The 20,403-nt window shown below is 46.4% G+C and carries 19 protein-coding genes; 13 read left to right on the top strand and 6 right to left on the bottom strand.

The genetic code is table 11. From position 1 onward, the window contains the following. Window positions 1-75: 75 nt before the first annotated feature. Together D1B31_RS13685 and D1B31_RS13680 are read right to left on the bottom strand one after the other, a co-directional pair. Window positions 76-564, bottom strand: coding sequence for a C40 family peptidase (locus tag D1B31_RS13685; RefSeq protein WP_118921346.1), 489 nt, complete (start codon window positions 562-564; stop codon window positions 76-78). Window positions 565-789: 225 nt separating this feature from the next. After that, complete coding sequence (locus D1B31_RS13680; RefSeq protein WP_118921345.1) at window positions 790-1,455, bottom strand: FMN-dependent NADH-azoreductase; 666 nt, start codon at window positions 1,453-1,455, stop codon at window positions 790-792. Window positions 1,456-1,854: 399 nt separating this feature from the next. Between D1B31_RS13680 and D1B31_RS13675 the strand changes: the two genes are divergently transcribed. After that, the gene (locus D1B31_RS13675) at window positions 1,855-2,802 is read left to right on the top strand and encodes a helix-turn-helix transcriptional regulator (protein WP_118921344.1); all 948 of its coding nucleotides are present in this window, start codon (window positions 1,855-1,857) and stop codon (window positions 2,800-2,802) included. After that, window positions 2,795-3,658: an ABC transporter substrate-binding protein gene (locus D1B31_RS13670; RefSeq protein ID WP_118921343.1), complete on the top strand. Its 864-nt coding sequence runs from the start codon at window positions 2,795-2,797 to the stop codon at window positions 3,656-3,658. The genes D1B31_RS13675 and D1B31_RS13670 overlap by 8 nt, the downstream gene beginning before the upstream one ends. A 251-nt stretch (window positions 3,659-3,909) precedes the next feature. On the opposite strand, the gene D1B31_RS23885 is transcribed toward D1B31_RS13670, so the two are convergent. After that, window positions 3,910-4,095, bottom strand: a complete 186-nt coding sequence (locus D1B31_RS23885) for a hypothetical protein (RefSeq protein ID WP_142922591.1) — start codon at window positions 4,093-4,095, stop codon at window positions 3,910-3,912. 28 nt (window positions 4,096-4,123) lie between these two features. Here D1B31_RS23885 and D1B31_RS13665 point away from each other — a divergent pair, with 28 nt between their 5' ends. The 3 genes from D1B31_RS13665 to D1B31_RS13655 all read left to right on the top strand — a co-directional run bounded on the left by D1B31_RS13665 (window position 4,124) and on the right by D1B31_RS13655 (window position 7,320). Next, window positions 4,124-4,822: an ABC transporter permease gene (locus tag D1B31_RS13665; RefSeq protein WP_118921342.1), complete on the top strand. Its 699-nt coding sequence runs from the start codon at window positions 4,124-4,126 to the stop codon at window positions 4,820-4,822. 8 nt (window positions 4,823-4,830) lie between these two features. Next, a complete protein-coding gene (locus D1B31_RS13660) occupies window positions 4,831-5,553 on the top strand; it encodes an ATP-binding cassette domain-containing protein (RefSeq protein WP_240035267.1) in 723 nt (240 codons plus the stop codon). Window positions 5,554-5,754: 201 nt separating this feature from the next. Then, the gene (locus D1B31_RS13655; RefSeq protein WP_118921340.1) at window positions 5,755-7,320 is read left to right on the top strand and encodes a BCCT family transporter; all 1,566 of its coding nucleotides are present in this window, start codon (window positions 5,755-5,757) and stop codon (window positions 7,318-7,320) included. A 172-nt stretch (window positions 7,321-7,492) separates the two neighbouring features. On the opposite strand, the gene D1B31_RS13650 is transcribed toward D1B31_RS13655, so the two are convergent. Further along, complete coding sequence (locus D1B31_RS13650) at window positions 7,493-8,389, bottom strand: LysR family transcriptional regulator (protein WP_118921339.1); 897 nt, start codon at window positions 8,387-8,389, stop codon at window positions 7,493-7,495. Window positions 8,390-8,502: 113 nt separating this feature from the next. On the opposite strand from D1B31_RS13650, the gene hutG reads away from it, so the two are divergent. From hutG to D1B31_RS13610, 8 genes are all read left to right on the top strand, one after another. Next, entirely contained in the window at window positions 8,503-9,468 is a 966-nt protein-coding gene (gene hutG, locus D1B31_RS13645) for a formimidoylglutamase (RefSeq protein ID WP_118921338.1), read from the top strand. 16 nt (window positions 9,469-9,484) lie between these two features. Next, window positions 9,485-10,690 carry a sodium/glutamate symporter gene (gltS, locus tag D1B31_RS13640; protein WP_118921337.1) on the top strand — a complete coding sequence of 402 codons (1,206 nt, stop codon included), beginning with the start codon at window positions 9,485-9,487 and terminating at the stop codon, window positions 10,688-10,690. A gap of 273 nt (window positions 10,691-10,963) precedes the next feature. Further along, window positions 10,964-11,938 carry a LacI family DNA-binding transcriptional regulator gene (locus tag D1B31_RS13635; RefSeq protein WP_118921336.1) on the top strand — a complete coding sequence of 325 codons (975 nt, stop codon included), beginning with the start codon at window positions 10,964-10,966 and terminating at the stop codon, window positions 11,936-11,938. A 15-nt stretch (window positions 11,939-11,953) separates the two neighbouring features. Then, window positions 11,954-12,829 carry a ribokinase gene (rbsK, locus tag D1B31_RS13630; RefSeq protein WP_118921335.1) on the top strand — a complete coding sequence of 292 codons (876 nt, stop codon included), beginning with the start codon at window positions 11,954-11,956 and terminating at the stop codon, window positions 12,827-12,829. A 125-nt stretch (window positions 12,830-12,954) separates the two neighbouring features. Continuing rightward, window positions 12,955-14,184, top strand: a complete 1,230-nt coding sequence (locus D1B31_RS13625) for a NupC/NupG family nucleoside CNT transporter (RefSeq protein ID WP_118921334.1) — start codon at window positions 12,955-12,957, stop codon at window positions 14,182-14,184. A 213-nt stretch (window positions 14,185-14,397) separates the two neighbouring features. Then, on the top strand, window positions 14,398-15,330 hold the full coding sequence (locus D1B31_RS13620; protein ID WP_118921333.1) for a nucleoside hydrolase: 933 nt from the start codon (window positions 14,398-14,400) through the stop codon (window positions 15,328-15,330). A gap of 80 nt (window positions 15,331-15,410) precedes the next feature. Beyond that, entirely contained in the window at window positions 15,411-16,310 is a 900-nt protein-coding gene (locus D1B31_RS13615; RefSeq protein ID WP_118921332.1) for an EamA family transporter, read from the top strand. A 230-nt stretch (window positions 16,311-16,540) separates the two neighbouring features. Further along, window positions 16,541-17,527, top strand: coding sequence for a nuclease-related domain-containing protein (locus D1B31_RS13610; protein WP_240035266.1), 987 nt, complete (start codon window positions 16,541-16,543; stop codon window positions 17,525-17,527). Window positions 17,528-17,886: 359 nt separating this feature from the next. Here the strand turns inward: D1B31_RS13610 and D1B31_RS13605 are convergent, their stop codons facing one another. After that, window positions 17,887-19,260: a HAMP domain-containing sensor histidine kinase gene (locus D1B31_RS13605; protein ID WP_118921331.1), complete on the bottom strand. Its 1,374-nt coding sequence runs from the start codon at window positions 19,258-19,260 to the stop codon at window positions 17,887-17,889. Beyond that, the gene (locus tag D1B31_RS13600; protein WP_118921330.1) at window positions 19,238-19,951 is read right to left on the bottom strand and encodes a response regulator transcription factor; all 714 of its coding nucleotides are present in this window, start codon (window positions 19,949-19,951) and stop codon (window positions 19,238-19,240) included. The genes D1B31_RS13605 and D1B31_RS13600 overlap by 23 nt, the downstream gene beginning before the upstream one ends. Window positions 19,952-20,403 lie beyond the last annotated feature (452 nt).

Here is a 20,403-nt window from a genome sequence, read left to right as displayed (position 1 = left end):
TTGAGGGCGGGATTAATTCTTAATAAAGAACAAAAAGGACTGGCAAGACCCAGTCCTTTTCGCTTTCCGCACTATTTACTGCTTCAATACTCTTTTCGCCCCAACGTAACTGTCTTTCCAATACTTTGTATCCATTGACTGGACAGAGACACCTTTTGAAGTTGTAACGGCGATGAATTTGTTTTTGCCAAGATAAATGCCCACGAATGATACGTCTTTTCCGTTCGTCTTAAAGAATACAAGGTCGCCTTCTTTAAGGTCTTTCTTCGCGACTGATTCCCCTACTTTGTACTGATCCTTGGATATGCGCGGCAGGCTAATTTTTGCAGCGGACTTTTTGTAAACGAACTGAGTGTAACCTGAAGCATCGAAGCCTTTCGCTGTTGTGCCGCCCCATTTATATGGCGTGCCCATATAACGCTTTGCCACTTCCGTTACCTCTTGCCCCCATGAAACGGATGCTTCGGCCTTTTTCGTGAACGGCGCAAAGAACATTGAAATTGCCAGAGCCAGAACCGCTCCCCACACAATCAAACCTTTTGAAATCCGAAACCCTACTGTCATTTTGATAACCCCCATTAAAATTTTGTTTGTTACATCACAATAGTCGATGAGAGGGCCGAATCCGTTTCAGTTTTTTTAAAAGGAGGTGCACGACATTTAATTTGCCGTAATGCGACAAATTTCCCAGGAAATACGCCTATCCCTTTTGCCCTTGCAAAAAAGTCTTTTCCAACTCAAATGGAAAAAAGCAGGAAATGAATTCTCCTGCTTCTTCGCCATACGTTATTATTCTACTGCCACTTTTCCTCTCGCCATTTCGTGGGCTGCGGCCGCTGCCTTTTCCTTCGCTGCCGCCATGATGGCCGGAACTTCTTTCGGGAAATGATCGACGCCTTCCGCATAAACCGTATCCAGCACTTCCATGCCGAGGAAGCCAAGCGCTGTTGTCAAGTATTGATCACCAAAGTTGAAATCCTTCAGCGGACCTTCAGAATAAATCCCGCCGCGTGTCTGCAGGTGGATCGCTTTTCTTCCTGTCAAAAGCCCCCTGCGGTTCCCTGGGTCCGGATCAAACGTTTTGCCGGCGATAAAAAGATTGTCCATGAACGATTTCAAAATTGCCGGTGAGCCGAGATTCCAGATTGGTGACACGAATACATAGTAGTCATTGTCGATAAAGCGGTCAGCCAATGCGTGCATCGCCTTAATCTGAGTCCGCTCTTCTTCGCTTAATTCGTCCATCGTTTTGCCCATAAAACTCAGTTTGGCTCGCGCATAAAGCATATCCATATCAATTGTTGGAATATCCATATCATAAAGGTGCATATGTGTAATTTCCACATCGGGCTGCTCCTGCTTGAACGCCTCGATAAACGCCTCGCCTAGCTGCATCCCTTTTGAAAATTTACTATCCGGCTTCGGTGTAGCCGTCACATAAAGAAGCTTCGCCATCAATATCCCGTCCTTTTACATAAATTTCAACCTATCTTAATAGTACAGTAAAACTCATCTGTGATTCGTTGAACAATCAGTGACGTTCTTGAAGATTGTGTGAACACTCGACCCACCCCTTTGACCCTCCGTTCCTTCTCTAGCAAAATTACTCATTGTTACCTATAAAAAAACACTCATATAAGTAAATTCCAGAGCTGTGAACTGTTTCTTTCGAGAGGCGAATGAAGCACCGGAACCGTCCCCTGCCTCACTCAACCAAACGAAACTTAATGAAACTTAACGAAACTTGACAAAGTTTAACGATTTGTCACATTTCCCACTTCCACTTGTTGCTAATTTGGATTATTATGAAACTATCATATATGACTTTATTTTTTATCGGAGGAGGCTTCATTTGTGGAATTGAAAGCGTATACGCCGGATGAAGTTGCCAAGATCTTTCAGATTTCGAAGCACACTGTGTATGAGCTCATTAAGCGCGGCGAACTTCAGGCGTTCAAGGTTGGCAATAAAATGCGCATTGAGCATGAGGAAATTGAGCGCTATAAGGAAAGCATGATCGCTCCGGCGCGAAAGCCGGCAGCACAAGGCACTCAGGCGGCGGAACCAAAGCAAATTCATGCGCGCCTTGCCGGAAGCCACGATTTTCTTGTCGAGCATCTCGTCAAAGAAACGTCTGCGACTCTCGGCATGCAAATTCAGCCTACATATATCGGCAGCCTTGAAGGACTAATGATGCTGTATCGGAACCAGGCAGATATCGCCGCGATGCACCTTCTGGATCCGGCCTCCCAAGAGTATAACCTGCCGTTCATCAACCAGCTTTTCGTTTATGAAACGATCAGCGTCATGCGGCTCGCTTCCCGGGAACAAGGCTTTATTGTGGCAAAAGGAAATCCGAAAGGCATCCGCGGCTTTGAAGACCTTGCCCGCAAGGATATCCGTTTCATCAACCGGCAAAAAGGCTCCGGCACCCGCTTCCTGCTTGATTCAAAGCTGCTTGCCGGCGGAATCAGCCCGGCGGATATCAACGGCTACGAAAACGAGGAATGGACCCATCTTTCAACAGCCTCGCATATTAGCAGAGGCAGCGCCGATGTCGCGTTCGGCATCCGGTCGGCAGCAAGCCATCTCGGACTTGACTTTATCCCGGTGGCAAAAGAGCAATTCGACCTTGTTTTCAGATGGACGGATGACAACCGGGAAATGCTCGGGAAACTGGCTTCCTTTTTGCAATCAGAAGAATTTAAACAAAGCCTCTCAGACCTTGAAGGATATGACATCAGTGAACTCGGCACAATGATTTACGAAATCACCCAACCGGAGGAATCTACTAATGTTTAAAAAACGCTTTTTATCCGTATTTATAATTGCGATGCTTCTCCTTTTGGCCGCCTGTTCGTCAGGATCGACGACTGTCAGCAAAACTCCACAAAAGGAAAAACCGGCCGCCCCGCCAAAGGAACTTATCCTTGCAACGACAACAAGCACCCAGGACAGCGGGCTGCTTGACGAGCTGCTTCCAATATTTGAAGAAAAATATAATGCCAAGGTGAAAACAATCGCTGTTGGTACTGGCCAGGCACTTGAAATGGGCAAAAAAGGCGAAGCCGATGTTCTTCTGACACACGCTCCTGCTTCTGAACAAGAGCTAGTTGATTCTGGTGATGTAACAAACTACAAGCGCGTAATGTACAATGACTTCATCGTGGTTGGCCCGTCCAGCGACCCTGCCGGCGTAAAAGGCCTGCCAACTGGTGAAGCATTCAAGAAGCTATTCGATTCGAAAGCAATCTTTGTTACCCGCGGCGATGACTCCGGAACACACAAGAAAGAGCTTGGCATTTGGGAGAAGCAAAGCATCACGCCTGCTGGCGACAACTATGTCTCCACCGGACAGGGCATGGGCCCAACTTTGCAGATCGCATCTGAAAAACAAGGCTATACCCTGACCGACCGCGCGACTTACCTTGCGCAGGAAAAGAACCTGAAGGATGTTGTGATCATCGTTGAAGGCGACAAAGACTTGCAAAACGTATATCACGTCATGCAGGTGAACCCTGACAAGAATGACAAAATCAACTCTGAAGGCGCGAAACAATTCGTTGAATTCATGATTGCAGACGACACCCAAAACACGATCGAAGAATTCGGCAAAAAAGAATACGGGCAATCGCTGTTCTTTAAATATACCGAGTAATTTTGTGCGTATAGTCCCTTGACTCACACGTTATGAAATTAGTAAACAGGACTCCCTTATCCTGCTACTATAGAGTTCCCTTACATGTGCCCCCGTTTTCGCCAAGGACGGGGGCATCCCTATTTATTCCTTTCACGTGGTATAGTTTAATTATAATAGACAATCAGAATAGTTGGCGGGATGCCTGGTGGCTCGGCTGTTTGAATTGCTGGAGCGGCCGAATGAGTCCCTGATTGGGACGAATGAGTAGCTTATCTGGACGAAACACCGCCCGTTCTAGACGAATCATGCCGGCCCGGACGAATGTCCGCCTGATTCGGACGAATCACCGTCCGTTCTGGACGAATCAACGCTTGATCCGGACGAATCACGCCGGTCCGGTCGACTGGCCGGACAATCCAACCCGTTTCACCGATTTTCCTTTTGCAAAAACTCACTTAGTACATACAGAAAGGCCTGGCTGCGATGGATTTGATCATAGATGGATTTCAAAAAGCGATAGAGATGATTTTGTCTGGCGACAGGGAAATCCTTGAGATTACCTTGCTGACGCTCCAGGTGTGTTTCCTGTCGATTCTCATCAGCACGCTGATCGGGATTCCGTTCGGGATGCTCGTCGGCCTGACCCGTTTCCCGGGCAGAAGCCTCTTAATGGTATTCGTCAACATCGGCATGGGTCTTCCACCTGTTGTTGCCGGCCTCACCATTACCATCATGCTCTGGCGCTCCGGACCGCTCGGCGACTTGTCACTCCTCTATTCGCCGACCGCGATCGTCCTTGCGCAAATCCTTGTCTCACTGCCAATCGTTACCGGCCTGACAGCATCGGCGTTCCAAGGGCTTGACCCGAAACTTTTTTTGCAAATCAAAGCACTCGGCGCGACAAAGATGCAATCGCTTTGGCTCCTGCTGAAAGAAGCGAAAATCGCCATCCTCGCCGCGGTAATGGCAGGCTTTGGCCGCGTCATCGCTGAAGTTGGCGCCGCGATGATGGTCGGCGGCAATATCAAAGGTGACACGCGCATCTTGACCACAACAATCGTCATGGAAGTCTCGAAAGGCAACTTCGACGTCGCCATCGCCCTATCATTCATTCTGATGACCCTGGCATTCATGATCACATTTTTCCTTACCACCCTTCAGCAAAGGAAGCGACCGCTATGAACCCGTACTTGCACTTTCACACTATCAAGCATTATTTTGGCAAAAGAAAAGTGTTGGATATCCCCGAGTTTTCAATCTTCGAGGGCGAGTTTCTCGGTTTGATGGGACCCAACGGCGCCGGAAAAAGTACGTTTCTCAAAATCGCGTCCTTTCTGGAATCGCCTGCGGATGGGACGATTTCCTACCGGGGCGCTGCCGTTCCGAACGGCGGCGCACCGCTCGAACTGAGAAGGAAGTTTTCGATCGCCCTCCAGCAGCCGCTTCTGCTCGATACACTTGTCATGCAAAACATCGCGGTCGGACTGAAACTACGCAAAGTGCCACGCGCTGAAATTTGGCGACGGGTCGAAATGTGGATGGACCGGTTCCAAATTAGCCACCTTGCCCGAAAAAACGCTCGCTTCCTTTCCGGCGGCGAAGCCCAGCGCGTCTCGCTTGCAAGAGCGATGATCATTGAACCTGAAATCCTCTTTTTGGACGAGCCGTTCTCAGCTCTCGACTTCCCGACGAAAATCAAACTGATGGAGGATTTCAGGGGTATTTTTGCAGACGCTGGCACGACCGCCATGTTCATCAGCCACGATCTCGCCGAAATCAAATTCCTTACCTCCCGCCTCGCCATCATGGCCGGCGGCGAAATCAAACAAGCCGGTCCGACACGAGATGTGCTGGATGAGCCCAACGAGGCAGCCGGAGAGTTTTTGGAAGTTTGGAAGAGATATAGTATATAAGTTGATTTCTTGCCTGTTCCCCGCCCCGCTTACCGAGTGGGGTTTTTTTGCTATGTTTAATAAATCACGCAGACTTTCCCACTGCATCCACGATTGAAAAGCCCTCCAATTTCCTATCTTTTTTGCAAAACAGGTTTAGCTCCTTTTCCCATTGGGTACTTGTAACGTTTAGTAACCCCTACAAACTTGAAGGAGCGAATCATGAGGAAAGCAACAGAAGTTTTTTGGTATGCTTTAGGTATTTCGTTAATTGTCGTCATCTGGGGAGTTCTCGCGCCCCGAAATTTAAGTTCGATTACTTCGCAGTTAACTGCACATATTTATAAGGATTTTGGGTGGTTTTATTTGCTTCTCGTCCTGGCCATCCTCGTTTTTTGCATTTACTTGATGTTCTCCCGTTTCGGCGATGTCAAGCTTGGAAAGCCGGATGATGTCCCGGAGTTCAGCCGGTCTTCCTGGTTCGCGATGCTGTTCAGCGCCGGGATGGGAATGGGCTTGGTCTTTTGGACGACGGCCGAGCCCATTTCGCATGCCTTCATGAGCAGCCCTCTGGCAAAAGAAGGGTCTGCTGAAGCTGTCAAGGATGCGTTGAAATACTCGTTTTTCCACTGGGGCGTCCATGCGTGGGCCGTCTATGGCATCGTCGGACTCGTTCTCGCCTATTTCAAATTCAATCGCGGCGCACCAGGGCTCATCAGCGCGACACTCGTTCCACTGTTCGGCGAGGAGCGGATGCGGGGTCCGCTCGGTAAATGGATTGATGTCCTAGCGGTTTTTGCAACCGTCATTGGTGTTGCGGCGACGCTCGGTTTCGGGTCAGCGCAAATCACGGGCGGCCTGCATTTTCTAATCGGAACGCCAAACGCCTTCAGTATCCAGCTGATTGTACTTGCCGTTTCCACCTTCCTGTTCATCTGGTCCGCGTGGTCCGGAATCGGCAAGGGCATTAAGTTATTGAGCAACATCAATATGGGTTTGGCCGCGGTTCTCGTCGGTCTGCTCTTTTTTGCCGGCCCGACCATGTACATCTTAAACATGTTTACAAATACTTTAGGCAGCTATATCTCGGACTTTTTTGAAATGAGCCTGCGCCTTGCCCCGCTCGATAAAGAAGGGCGAAACTGGATTAACGGCTGGACGATTTTCTATTGGGCCTGGTGGATTTCCTGGGCGCCTTTCGTTGGCATTTTTATCGCACGGATTTCAAAAGGCCGGACGGTGAAGGAGTTTTTATTCGGCGTGTTGTTTTTGCCATCGCTCGTCTGCTTCATCTTTTTCGCTGTCTTTGGGGTCTCCGCGTTGCGTCTCGAGCAGTTAGGGATCGCGGCAATTTCCGAGTTTTCCCTTGAAACGTCAACGTTTGGCGTGCTGGCCGAGTACCCGCTTGGAACATTTATGTCATTCTTGACCGTGTTCGTGATCGCGATTTTCTTTATCACATCCGCGGACTCCGCGACCTTTGTCCTTGGTATGCTGAGCACAGATGGACTTCTCAACCCGAGCAACTCCGTCAAAATCGCCTGGGGGCTCATCCAGTCGGCCATGGCGGCTGCTGTTGTTTACTTTGGAGGAACGCAAGGCTTGCAAAATATGCTCATCATCGCCGCCCTCCCCTTTGCCATCGTGATTATTCTGATGGGCACATCCTTCCTGAAGGCAGTCCGCTCGGAAGTGCTGGTGCCGGTGAAAAAGGAGCGGGTAACGAAAACCACTGTCGTCAGTGACAGAAAATCTTCCTTGCAAAAAAAATCTCTTGTGGATAATTAAGCATTAAGTATAGCTCTTTTGTGGATACCACTCTGGATCGCCAGAGTGGTTTTCTGTTTTGTGGAAATATTCTGTGGATAAGTGCATATAGCTGTGGGTTTGTGGATAAAAACAGGCTTAGGATGGGGATAAACCGGGTTTGATCAAAAATGCTAAGCGGAAATCAAAATGTTCATCCTACTTGGTTATTTTTGAAAAAAATCTTTATTTCTTCAAATAACCGATGGACGGCAGGAGATAGATAACGGCCTTTCAAGTAAGCCAAATAGACGGTTCGCTCTAGGTGCTCTGACTCAATTGAATGGGCTTTAAGAGAAGGGTTCGCTGAGTATTTCACATAGCTTTCAGGAATAATAGTGATACCCAGTCCTTGTTCCACCAGACTGCATGCTGTTTCAAACCGCTCGATTTCATAAAAAATATTCGGAGTGGCATTTTCCTTTTTAAAAGCGGTTAAGACATCTTTTCTTGTCTGGAAGCCGGCTGCACTGATAATCAGTTCTTTTTCTTGAAGGTCATGGAGAGTGATCGAGTTTCTCAGGGCTAATTTATCGTCTGCACGGGTCACGAGAACGAGCTTTTCGTTGTAAATGGGGGTCAGTATAATCTGTTCATTTTTAATTGGCTGATTGGTTATCGTGAAATGAACGTCAAATTGCTTAAGTGACTCGATTACTTTTTCTTGGCCAAGGATTTCATTAAAACGGAAATGGACATTGGCGTAGTCCGCTTTAAAGCGATTTATTACCTTAGGGAACCAGAATTTAGCTGACTCGATCATTCCGACCGAGATGGTGCCGCTGCCAATTTGTTTCATTTCTTCAAGTTCTTTAAGCATATTGTTGAATTTGGTCAGCAGCTCCACTGACCGCATATAAAATATGCTTCCTGTTTCTGTGAGCTCAAGCCCGCGGGTATTCCGCTCCAGCAGTTGGCACCCTGTTTCCTCCTCAAGTTTGATAATTGCATTGCTGAGAGAAGGCTGAGAGATGTGCAATATTTTCGCAGCTCTTGAATAGTTTTTTTCTTGAGCAACGGTGATAAAATAGTGAAGCTTACGTAAATCCATAGTCAATTTCTCCTTATTTATAGCTTTAAGCTATTGATTTATCAAATATAGGTATTGGCTATTATATATTAACGAAATTATAATTTTTTAAAAGCAAATTATAAGGAGGAGCCATGTTAATTAATCCATCATTCAATCATTGGCAAGGAAGAACTGACTCCCAAACTGATCTGTTAAGCTTTCGTTACCATCAACAAATCAAGTTGACTAAGCCTTCCGATCTGGTAACGAATGTAAACGCAACAAAGGTTATGAGTATCATCGGCTTTAAATGTGATGAAGGGGTGAAAAGAAATAAAGGCAGAATCGGTGCTGCAGAGGCCCCCGATCATATTAGGCTGGCGTTAGCTAAATTGCCCTGGCATCTGCCGGCTGAAACTGAGGTATTAGATGCAGGGGATGTAAAATGTGAAAGCACACAAATGGAGGATGCCCAGCAGGAATTGGGAAACGCCGTCACTCTGTTATTGGAAAAAGGAGCATTTCCAATCATTCTTGGCGGTGGACATGAGACCTTATATGGGCATTACATTGGTGCCCGGCAGCATATCGGCCCAGAAGCCAGCCTAGGAATTATCAATATCGACGCTCATTTTGACATGAGGCCTTATGAAGAAGAAACTTCCTCGGGCACGATGTTTAAACAAATTTTAGATCATGACCGGAATTGCGGCTATTTTGTTGCCGGGATTCAACAGCAGGGCAACACAAGGGCACTGTTTGTGGAAGCAAAAAAACATCAAGTTGACTACATTTTGGAAGAAGATTTATCGATGCCTCGGCTTGAAACAGTGAAGCAGCAGCTTGACGAGTTTATGAGCCGGCATGATTATGCAATTCTCACGCTATGTACAGATGCAATCAATTCGGCCTATGCACCAGGTGTCAGCGCGCCATCTCCATTTGGGCTTGAACCGAAAGTGGTCCGTGCCTTGATCAGGCATATTGTGTCTAGCGGGAAAATCCTTTCTTTCGATATTTCCGAAGTGAACCCCTCCTTAGATGAAAATAATAAAACAGTTACAGTGGCGGCCCATTTACTAAACGAGGCACTTATCCACTTTCATTCAAAAAAATAGAATTTGGGGGTAGAAGATGAATTGGGAACTTGATCAAATCACAACTTTGTTTTTAGCTGTAGCATTGCTTTTAGCCGGCGGCTGGCTCATTAAAAATCTTACTATTTTAAAACGATTCTGCATTCCGGCACCTGTTGTCGGCGGATTGTTATTCGCCATCCTTGTTACCATTTCTAGACAGACGGGAATGTTGGACATTACCTTGGATACCTCACTTCAAAGCCTGTTCATGCTGGCATTTTTTACAACAGTAGGTTTGGGAGCAAGCTTTCAGCTCGTCAGGCTGGGCGGGAAGTTACTAATTATTTACTGGCTTGCTTGCGGGTTTTTAGCGCTTGCCCAGAGTGTGATCGGGATATCACTCGCCACAGTCCTTGGTTTGGAGCCTTTACTTGGTGTGATGATGGGAGCTGTCTCGATGGAAGGCGGCCATGGAGCAGCGACTGCCTTTGGGGGAACACTCGAGGAATTAGGCGTCGACTCAGCATTATCGGTTGGACTTGCTGCCTCAACGTTCGGCCTGATTGCCGGCGGGCTGGTTGGAGGCCCGACAGTAAAATACTTAATCACCAAATATAAATTGAAGCCTAATGAAATAGAGGTTAAAGAGGAAATTGCGGATGAAAATGAAAATGGTATTCCTTCTTCCAGTGAAGTCAACTCGCAAAACTTTATGGTCCAAGTCCTCATCATTACTTTTTGCATGGCCTTTGGTTCTTATTTGGGTGAGCTTTTTTCAAAGACAACCGGCTTTGTGCTTCCAAGCTATGTGGGGGCCATGTTTGTTGCCGTGATTGTCAGAAACATCCTTGACCGGGTAAACGAGGAAATCGTGAATATGAACGGCATTAATCTCATAGGTGACATCACACTCGGAATTTTCCTGTCAATGGCATTAATGAGTATTAAATTATGGGAACTGGCCGATCTGGCCTTGCCGATGTTTGTCATTGTCTTTGCACAAGTTGTTTTTATTGTCCTTTTGGGTGTATTTGTTTTATTCCGGTTGCTTGGGAAAGATTATGATGCAGCCGTCATGGTAGCCGGATTTACCGGACACGGGTTGGGAGCGACTCCGAATGCGATGGCGAATATGTCAGCCATTACCGGCCAATTTGGCCCTTCGAGGAAAGCCTTCCTCATTGTCCCAATCGTGGGAGCTTTCCTTATCGATGTATTTGCCATGCCGATTATTATTACGAGTATCAATTTGCTCAAATAAGTGACGGGATAAAACAAGCTTTCCAAACAAGACGGCACTGTAAAATAAAGTTTAAAAATAGGCTGGAATCAGGAACCACTGACTGATTTCGGCCAAATCCATTCAGCTGCAACTCCCTTACTTCATGCCGCTACTTTTAATCAGAAGATTGATTCATTGTCCAAGTCGTTTCATTTCCTATGAATCGGTGAATAAATTTTTTATTGACTTTTAAAACTGAAAAAGTTAAACTCTGTGTAACCGGTTACAGATTGATACCTGGGAGTGATCAGATTGGCGTCAATTAAAGATGTTGCGGGACGAGCGGGCGTTTCGGTGGCTACCGTTTCCCGAGTATTGAATGATAAAGGGTATGTAAGTGAAGAATCGAGGAAAAAGGTACAGCAGGCGATCAAGGATTTAAACTACAAGCCGAATGCGGTAGCGAGGAGCCTGTTTAATAAACAGTCGAAAACGATTGGCTTAATGGTCCCGGATATCATGAACCCATTCTTTCCGGAATTGGCCAGGGCTGTGGAAGACACATTAGCCGAGCTGGGATATACCGTAATCCTTTGCAACTCCGATGAAGATACAGATAAAGAACAAAGCTATCTGGAAATGATGATGCAGAAGTATGTTGATGGTTTGATCGTTTCATCGAACACCCTAAGTGCAGAGCGTGTCAAAGAATTTAAAATGCCTATTGTCAGCATGGACCGTGAAATTGCCAAGGGGCTGCCAAGCATCATTGTGGAAAATAAAAAAGGTGCGAAAATGGCTGTGAGCTTTTTAAAAGAAAAAGGCAGAAAGAGAATCGCCCATATAAGAGGCCCACATTCAGTTGGCAATGCCATCGACCGATGTGAAGGATACCGGGAAGTCGTAGGCGGCGAGCCATGGTTTAAAGAAAGCTATATCGCTTATGGGAATTACGATATGAAGACTTCCATCAACGCAACGATCAAGCTCTTGAAATTGCACCCTGAAATTGACGGGATTTTCGCAGCTAACGATATTAGCGCGATCGGCGCCATAAAAGCAGTGCACAAGCTGGGCAAGAAGGTGCCGGAGGATGTTGCCATTGTCGGCTTTGACGGGATTACCCTTTCGGAAGCAACGACACCGGAATTGACCACCATCGCGCAGCCGATTTATGAAATGGGAGAAAAAGCAGCAAAAATGCTCGTTGAGATGATCAAGCAGCAGCAAGTAGAGCAGACTATTTATCGGTTGGATGTTCAGCTGATTGAAAGGCAATCAACTTAAGGAGGCTTAATTTAAATGGGCGACAAGCCAGTGATAACCATTGTCGGCAGCATCAATATGGATTTAGTGACAATTGCCGACAATGTACCCAGGCAAGGTGAAACGCTCCAGGGAAAGCAGTTCCAAATAAACCCTGGAGGGAAGGGCGCCAACCAGGCTGTTGCAGCAGCAAGGCTTGGGGCGCATGTCCAAATGATTGGATGTGTCGGTCAGGATAGCTTTGGAAGGGACCTTCTTCAGCACTTGAGTGAACAAGGTGTTGATGTAAGTAATGTGGAACCGGTTACAGATATGACAGGAACTGCTACAATCGTTGTTTCCAATCAAGATAACAGAATCATTGTCGTACCTGCAGCCAATAATCATGTGACAGCAGAATTCGTGGAAACAAAGCGGGATGTTATCGCGGGAAGCGATATTTTAATTCTCCAGCTGGAAATCCCATTAGAGGGTGTCCGAAAAGCGGTTGAAATTGCAAAAGAAAACGGTGTTACTGTCATTCTTAATCCAGCGCCAATTCAGGACCTTCCGGCAGATCTTATCGAGCAGGTTGATTATCTGACTCCGAATGAGCATGAATTTCAGCTTTTGCAAAAGGGGCTGGATAAAAAAGAACTTCAAGAGAAAGTCATCCTGACAAAAGGCAGTAAAGGGGTCGCTTTATATCAAGGAGGCAAAGAGTCAACGATTCCGGCATATAAGGTGAACGTTGTCGATACGACTGGAGCAGGTGATTCATTTAACGGCGGATTGGCGGTGGCCTTAAGCAACAGCCTGCCGATCATGGAGGCTTGCCGATTCGGAAATGCAGTTGCAGCCCTGTCAACAACGAAGCTGGGAGCACAAACAGGCATGCCGACTGGAAAAGAAGTTGAAGCATTTATTAAATAAGGGGGTGATCATAAAGCGGATGACTGTTTTTCAGACAGTTATTTGCGCAAGCAATGTAAGCGTTAGCAATATCTGGTTTTCGTAAAATACTACAAAAATACACTACATCAGTGAGGTGAACGAAATTGAATATTCTCTGGGGATTAATCGGGTGTTCAATCATATTTTCAATTGCTTATCTAGTATCGGCAAACAGGAAGGCTATTAACTTTCGTACTGTTGGTTTAGGATTTATACTACAGCTTCTTTTCGGCTTTATCGTCCTGAAGTCCAAAGCAGGCCAGGAGGCATTGCAGACAGCTTCAGCTGGTGTGAACAAAGTCATCCACTATGGCGATGTTGGTCTCGCTTTCGTCTTTGGCAGTCTTGCTGACAAGACGGGGCCGGCCGGTTCGGTTTTCGCTGTCCGGGTTTTAGCAATTATCATCTTTTTATCAGCGTTAATTTCGCTTTTATATCATTTGGGAGTTATGCAATTTTTCGTCCGGATTATCGGTGGATTCATTTCGAGAGTTTTAAAGGTCAGCAAGACTGAGTCCATGTCGGCAACCGCCAATATTTTCGTCGGGATGTCTGAAGCGCCGCTTGTCATTAAGCCTTATCTTGCCCATATGACAAAATCGCAAATTTTTGCGGTCATGGTTGGAGGACTGGCATCCGTGTCCGGGGCCGTCATGATTGGACTTGCTGCGATGGGCGTATCGATCGATTATTTAATCGCTGCAAGTTTCATGTCCGCGCCGGCTGGTCTTGTCATGGCAAAAATATTAATGCCTGAAACAGAACAGAAGACAGAAATCGATCTTAAAAAACTGGCAACTGAAAGTGAAGAAGGGAACAAGAAAAGAAACATCCTTGAAGTCATTACGGATGGTGCCTTTGACGGAGCGAAAATTGCCATGGGTGTTGCGATTATGCTGATAGCGATTCTCGGCTTGGTTGCGTTTACGAATGGTATCCTAGGCGGGATTGGCGGCCTGATCGGGCTTGAAAATCTATCCCTGGAAGTGATCTTTGGTTATGTATTTGCCCCGCTTGCCTTTATTATCGGGATTCCCTGGAGCGAAGCGGTCATGGCCGGGAACTTGATTGGCCAAAAATTGATTTTCAATGAATTCGTCGCCTTCAGTTCCTATGCGGGACAAATGGCTGATTTCTCCCAGAAGGCTCAAGCGGTCATCACGTTTACACTATGCGGCTTTGCCAACCTCGGCTCAATTGGCATTTTGGTGGGAGCGCTGTCATCGATGGCTCCTAATCAAAAGCGCGTGATTCAGTCGCTTGCCTTTAGAGCATTAATTGCAGGTTCATTAGCCAACTTAATGAGCGGTGCCATTGCGGGGATTTATTTCTAGGCTGTGTTAAAGACAATGTTGGTTTTTAACTACGGTGATTGGAACGGAGGGCACCGACTCCTGCGGGATGAAGAGGCAAGGTGGAGACCCCACAGGCGCCGAGGAGGCTCCACTGACTCCCCGCGGAAAGCGGTGCCCGAAGTGGAAATCAACAGCCACGTATAACAAACACAGCCTATTTCTAAAATAAGAACGTGTAAAGGAGAGATTGATATGAAAAAGGTCATTATCGACGTGGATACTGGTGTGGATGACGCCCTTGCCATTTTGTATGCTGTACAGAGCGAGCAGCTTGATATCCTCGGTATCACCGCAGTGTCCGGGAATGTCCCATTAGAACAAGTAACCATCAATACGAATCGGATGTTAAATTTAATCGGGATAAATGATAAAATTACTGTATATAAAGGTGCTTCCCGTCCGCTCCTAAGAGAGCCGTTCCACGAGTTCCGTGTTCACGGGGAAGATGGAATTGGCGGCGCGCTTGATCATATTGATATGGAGATCCCTGAAAATGAGGTCTTTGCTGCTGACTTTATCATTGAGCAAGCGAAAAAGCATAAAGGCGAACTGACACTCATTATGGTAGGCCCGCTCACCAATCTCGCTTTAGCGATCCGAAAAGAGCCGCGATTGGCTGAATGGGTAAAGGATGTCGTGATCATGGGGGGTATCGTTGAATCAGCGGGCAGGGGAAATACGCTGCCGACATCCGAATTCAATATTTTTGCTGACCCGGAATCCGCCAAAATCGTCTTTCATTCAGGATTGGAGATGACCTTGGTCAGCCTCGATGTGACGCGGAAAGTCATGCTGATGGAAGAACATATCAATGAACTCGAAGGCACGAAGTATTTTGACTTTGTCAAAAATAGTACAGGCATTTACAGGAATTTTTCCGCCGGCCTGTATGGAATAAATGGCTGCGCGCTGCATGACCCGCTGGCTGTTGGGGTCGCTTTAGATAAGAGTTTTGTTAAAACAGAAAAGTATTATGTCGATGTGGAGACAAAAAGCGATTTAAGCTATGGGCAGACAATCGTTGATTTCAGGGGTCTCCTAAAGAAAGAACCAAATGTAAACATCTGTACAGATGTAGACCATGAAAGGTTTCTGAAGATGTTTCTCGACTGCTTGAAAAAATAATTTTTCCATTCACCCACTCTTTTTGATTTCTGATAAAAAGGGTGGGTCTTGCTTATTGTACGAACTGGGGAGTTGCTCATATGCTTAAAACGTACCACTATTCTCTACTTGTTTTTTTAGGTGCATGCAGTTACGGTTTGATTGCTGCCATCATCAAGCTTGCTTATATTGACGGCTTTACCGTGGGTGAAGTGATCAGCAGTCAATATTTTTTTGGCTGGGCAATGCTTCTCGTCTTAAACCTGCTGTTTTCCAGAAAGCGAATCCCGTTAAAGAAGGTTGTCATCTTGATCCTTGCCGGGACAAGTTCCAGTTTTACAGGGATTTTTTACGGAATATCCCTGAAGATGATCCCGGCGTCCATTGCAATTGTCCTTTTATTTCAATTTACCTGGATTGGAATTTTATTCGAAAGCATCGCCGATAAACGTTTTCCGAGCAGAGAAAAAATTGTGTCAGTGGCCATTCTGTTAATCGGTACATTTTTGGCGAGCGGCATGGTCGGCAGCAGTTATGCGGCACTTAATCTGAAGGGAACGATTTTCGGGCTATTGTCCGCGGTAACATTTTCTTTCTTTATTTTTAGCAGTGGCAGAGTCGAAGCGGATGCCCCATTTCTCATAAGAGGACTAAGCATGACGACAGGCGCGATGTTATTGTTGATGATCTGCTTTTCTCCTTCATTCTTATATAATGGGTCCATGTCTGAAGGATTATGGAAATATGGTATTTTACTAGGCTTGCTTGGAGTGGCGATCCCCGTCATCTTTTTTGCGATCGGGTCACCTAAAACCGGTTCAGGACTGGCAACGATTCTCGGAGGTGCCGAGCTTCCCACGGCCATCATTGCTTCCATTATTATATTGAAGGAATATGTCTCAATGATTCAATGGCTTGGTGTCCTGCTCATTCTCTTCGGGATTTCTGTGTCGCCCATCAAGCAATTATGGAACACGAAAATGAAAGTTCAGCGAGAGTAGGATGATATCGGCCTACCCCGTAAAAGAGCTCCTTTCTGCGAAAGGGGCTCTTCTGATTGGGGAGTGCTGGAAACATAGCCTCTGTGATTTGGGGATTTGAACGTTTTGTGGCGGATGGATTCGGGGAAGTTGCCAGGATGTGGGGTGAGGTATACTGGTGAGGCAGGGATGTTTTTTCGCAAAAAAGACGGAGGTGTTGCCAGTCATCGTTTCGAGCCTTGGTTTTTATTTTGCAAAAAGGTATGGAGTTCCTTATTTATTTCGACTTTGATTTTTATTTTGCCAAAAGAGAAAGGTTGTGGCTTATGCTATTTAAACCGCGGACTGAAGATCATGAGCTGCTCACGCTTGGCTCGTTGAATGCGCGTATGGCGCTGGACAGCGGAAAGCGGCAGTACTATTTAAACAAGAAGAAGGGCTATGACGGAGAGGTGATGTTCGATGCGTACACGGAAAAGTTAGAATGCGAGTGCCTTGTGCTGAATGATTTACTGCTGAAGTTTAATAATAAAACATTCCAGATTGATTCGTTACTCATTGCGGAAAGGGTTCACCAGTTTGAAGTGAAGAATTTTACAGGCGATTATTTTTACGAGGACAAGAAATTTTATTTCCTTTCCAAAACTGAGGTTGAAAATCCAATCAATCAGCTAACTCGCTCCGAGTCTCTGCTCCGCCAGCTGTTTGCCAGCTTAGGATTCAATCTCCCCATCGAAGGTCGCGTCGTTTTCATCAACCCCGATTTCTACTTATACCAAGCTCCTCTTGATCTTCCAATTCTTTTTCCAACCCAGATTAACAGGCATATGCAAAAACTAAATACGGCGCCTTATCGAATGAACGGCAAACTTAAAGCCCTCGCTGATAAATTGGTAGCGCAAAGTGCCCAAAACTATTTAGAATCACCTTATACTCAATTACCGCGTTATTGTTATGAAGACATAAAACCTGGCATGAATTGTATGAAGTGCCAAGCATTTTCTGTGGTGCTGTCGGGGAAGAAGCTCGGTTGTACGGTTTGCGGCTTTGAAGAAAAAGTGGAGTCAGCCGTTCTTCGCACCGTTTTTGAATTCAAGCGGCTTTTTCCTAGTGAGAAACTCACCACGAGCAGGATCTATGAGTGGTGTGGGGGGATAGTGTCCGGAAAGTGGGTGCATGGGATACTTGAGAGGAATTTTAAGAAGTTTAATAGCAACCGATGGACTTATTTTGAATAAATTGGTTGGAGTTCTGTTCCAATTGACTAGGGATGATTCATTTATTCGTCGTTATAAATCCTACTTTGCGAGTGCAGGAGTAAAGAACGTTCCTCTTCGACCGCAGCACTGTTTTTTTACTGTTGCAGTCGTTGAGAACGCTCCTCTTCGACCGCAGAACTATTTTTTTTACTGGTGCGGTCGTTGACAACGCTCCTCTTCGACCGCAGAGTTTATTTTTTACTGTTGCGGTCGTTGGGAATCCTTCTCTTCAATCAAAATCATATTAGAGGCAGATTGGATTTCTGAGGAGATACTGAAAACAGCATAAAAGCCACTCCAATTCCGGAGTGACTTCATCCTTAATCCGCACGCGCCCGTCACTCTTCCTCCCTCGGAAACCAAAGCGTGAACGCGGTGCCTTTGTTCAATTTGCTTGTGACTTGGATGCTGCCTTTGTGGGCGTCCATGAGCGCTTTGACGATGGATAGGCCGATGCCGGCGCCGCCGGTTTTGCGGTCACGGGATTTGTCGCCGCGGTAGAAGCGTTCGAAGATGTGCGGGATGTCGTCTTCGGCCATGCCGGCGCCTTGGTCGCGGATGATGAAACCGACTGAGTATTCGTTCACGCCGGTGACAGAAATGGTGACCTCTTTCCCTTCCGGCGTATATTTTAGCGCGTTGTTGATGACGTTGGAAAGGATTTGCATGACCTTGTCCTTGTCGCCGATAAACCATTCCTCTTTATCCGGCAGGCTGTGGTTCAACTTAACGCCTTTACGCGTAAAGGCCGGGACGAACATTTCCCATAACGATGACAAAATTGCACCTGCCTCGAGCCGGGTCATCTCCAAATGAATTTGCGGGTTTTCCGCGGCGAGCAGTTTCTCAAGCTCGTTGACAAGGCGGACAAGACGCATCAATTCAGCATGGCTTGCTTCGAGTCGTTGCGGTGTCGGTTCCCACACGCCGTCCTGGAATGCTTCAATTTGGCTGCGCAGTGTGGCGAGCGGCGTCCTTAATTCGTGCGCGAGGTCGCCGGTGAATTGCTTGCGGAGCATTTCTTCTTTTGAAAGCGATTCGGCTAGGCTGTTAAACGAAATCGCCAGCTGCTTCACTTCGTCGGGCAGGCCTCTCAGCGGGATGCGGATCCCAAGATTGTGGTTTTGCAGCTCGTTGGCGGCGAACTGGAGCTTCTTCAGCCCGGACGTCAGCGTTTTTGAAAAAATCATAGAAAACAATATTGCTATGATGACTGTCAGGGCAACCGCCCCGTAAATATACACCTGGATTGTTTGCAAAAAAGTAGACTCTTCCTTAATGAATCCCTGCGGGTAAATGGCGGTGATTTTGCCAAAATAGTGACCGTCATCTATTAAATCATACGACTTGGATTGCCATTCGTCCCTACTCTCCGGAACGATCACCCCAACGCGGTTCATCACATCACGGAGCTGAACGGTGTTGAAGCGCGTCCGGCCTGCTTCATCTTCAATATGAAAATATAGCTGCTCAGACAGCGCATATTCATGCATCAAACTTAAAATGGTATAATCGCTATAAATGCCTTCCTGCTTGTATTTCGCCTTTACTTGGCTGACGACCCGCTCGATTTTATGCTCGCGGTTCAGCTCAAGGTATTTGTTGAAGCTCTTGTCAAACCCCCACTGGATAAATAGGCTGACGAGCACGATTCCGATCATGGAAACGAGGAGGATGTAAAAAAGAAGCTTAGCCCTTAGCGTTTGAAGCATGCGGCATACCCCCGAATTTATAGCCCATACCGAAAACAGTTACAACGAATTGAGGCTGCCTCGAATCGGCCTCGATTTTTTTGCGCAGATTTTTAATATGCGTGTCGACGCTGCGCTCGTAGCCTTCGTAAAACATGCCTTCGTCCTGGATTTTCTCGAGCAGGTCCATCCTGCTGTAGACGCGGCCGGGGTTTTCGGCCATATTCGTCAGGAGCTTGTACTCAATCGGGGTCAGGCTGATCAGCTCCCCATTCATCGTCACTTCTTTTTTCTCGGTATCTATCGCAAGACCGCCCTCGAATTCGAGCCTGTCTGGATTATCGATGGTCTTCTTTACCCGGCGCAAAATGGCTTGGACCCGGACGACAACTTCACGCGGCGAGAACGGCTTGGTCACATAATCATCCGCCCCCATCACAATTCCGTTGATTTTGTCGTCCTCACCAGATTTTGCCGTCAGCATGAGGATCGGCACTTCCGATTCCTTCCTCACAAGCCTGCACACTTCTTCACCGGAAATGTCCGGCAGCATTAAATCCAATATGATTAAATCGGGATTTTCGGTGCGCGCCTTCTTCAGCGCGTCAATCCCGTTATCAGCTGTTTCAATCGCATACCCTTCACGTACGAGGTACGCCTCAAGCACTTCTATAATCATTTTTTCATCATCGACTAACAAAATTTTCACCATAAACTGTACACTCCTTCCACACTTCCATCATATCATTTTAACCGCCAACCAAATTTGAACAATTTTCATCTTCACAAAAACCACATAACTTCTTCATACCTTCTACATTCCGATTTTCTATTATAAAGATGTAGCAAGGGAGCACAAAAACTCACCAAGCTTCAGAATTCAGGAATACAATCCTGAATTGCCAAAAGGAACATACGCCGAATGCACATGGTGGGGCCGTGGCGCACAAAGCAAATGAACCTAAAAGGCAAATCAGAATTCTCTAATACGCAACTTAAATTGCAAATGTTTCACCCAGTTTCACATGTTTGAACAATCTAGCTTTACCCTTAATTAACCTCCCTTTAATAATATGGGCGCCTGCGACGCAGGGCCCACTTTTTTTTGCCTTTTTTGAGTTTTGGTTTTTGGTTTTGGGTTTTTGTTTTTTTAGTTTTTTGCCT

The organism is Neobacillus notoginsengisoli (assembly GCF_003515685.1).
Taxonomy (GTDB): Bacteria; Bacillota; Bacilli; order Bacillales; family Cytobacillaceae; genus Bacillus_D; species Bacillus_D notoginsengisoli.
This window is presented reverse-complemented; position numbering and strand designations above follow the sequence as displayed.

Excerpts from the sequence above, each read along its gene's own strand:
- D1B31_RS13680 (WP_118921345.1), bottom strand. The coding sequence starts at position 1,455 with ATGGCGAAGCTTCTTTATGTGACGGCTACACCGAAGCCGGATAGTAAA.
- rbsK (WP_118921335.1), top strand. The coding sequence starts at position 11,954 with ATGGGCGACAAGCCAGTGATAACCATTGTCGGCAGCATCAATATGGAT.
- D1B31_RS13650 (WP_118921339.1), bottom strand. The coding sequence starts at position 8,389 with ATGGATTTACGTAAGCTTCACTATTTTATCACCGTTGCTCAAGAAAAA.
- D1B31_RS13665 (WP_118921342.1), top strand. The coding sequence starts at position 4,124 with ATGGATTTGATCATAGATGGATTTCAAAAAGCGATAGAGATGATTTTG.
- D1B31_RS13615 (WP_118921332.1), top strand. The coding sequence starts at position 15,411 with ATGCTTAAAACGTACCACTATTCTCTACTTGTTTTTTTAGGTGCATGC.
- hutG (WP_118921338.1), top strand. The coding sequence starts at position 8,503 with ATGTTAATTAATCCATCATTCAATCATTGGCAAGGAAGAACTGACTCC.
- D1B31_RS13605 (WP_118921331.1), bottom strand. The coding sequence starts at position 19,260 with ATGCTTCAAACGCTAAGGGCTAAGCTTCTTTTTTACATCCTCCTCGTT.
- D1B31_RS13620 (WP_118921333.1), top strand. The coding sequence starts at position 14,398 with ATGAAAAAGGTCATTATCGACGTGGATACTGGTGTGGATGACGCCCTT.
- D1B31_RS13685 (WP_118921346.1), bottom strand. The coding sequence starts at position 564 with ATGACAGTAGGGTTTCGGATTTCAAAAGGTTTGATTGTGTGGGGAGCG.
- gltS (WP_118921337.1), top strand. The coding sequence starts at position 9,485 with ATGAATTGGGAACTTGATCAAATCACAACTTTGTTTTTAGCTGTAGCA.
- D1B31_RS13600 (WP_118921330.1), bottom strand. The coding sequence starts at position 19,951 with ATGGTGAAAATTTTGTTAGTCGATGATGAAAAAATGATTATAGAAGTG.
- D1B31_RS13655 (WP_118921340.1), top strand. The coding sequence starts at position 5,755 with ATGAGGAAAGCAACAGAAGTTTTTTGGTATGCTTTAGGTATTTCGTTA.
- D1B31_RS13670 (WP_118921343.1), top strand. The coding sequence starts at position 2,795 with ATGTTTAAAAAACGCTTTTTATCCGTATTTATAATTGCGATGCTTCTC.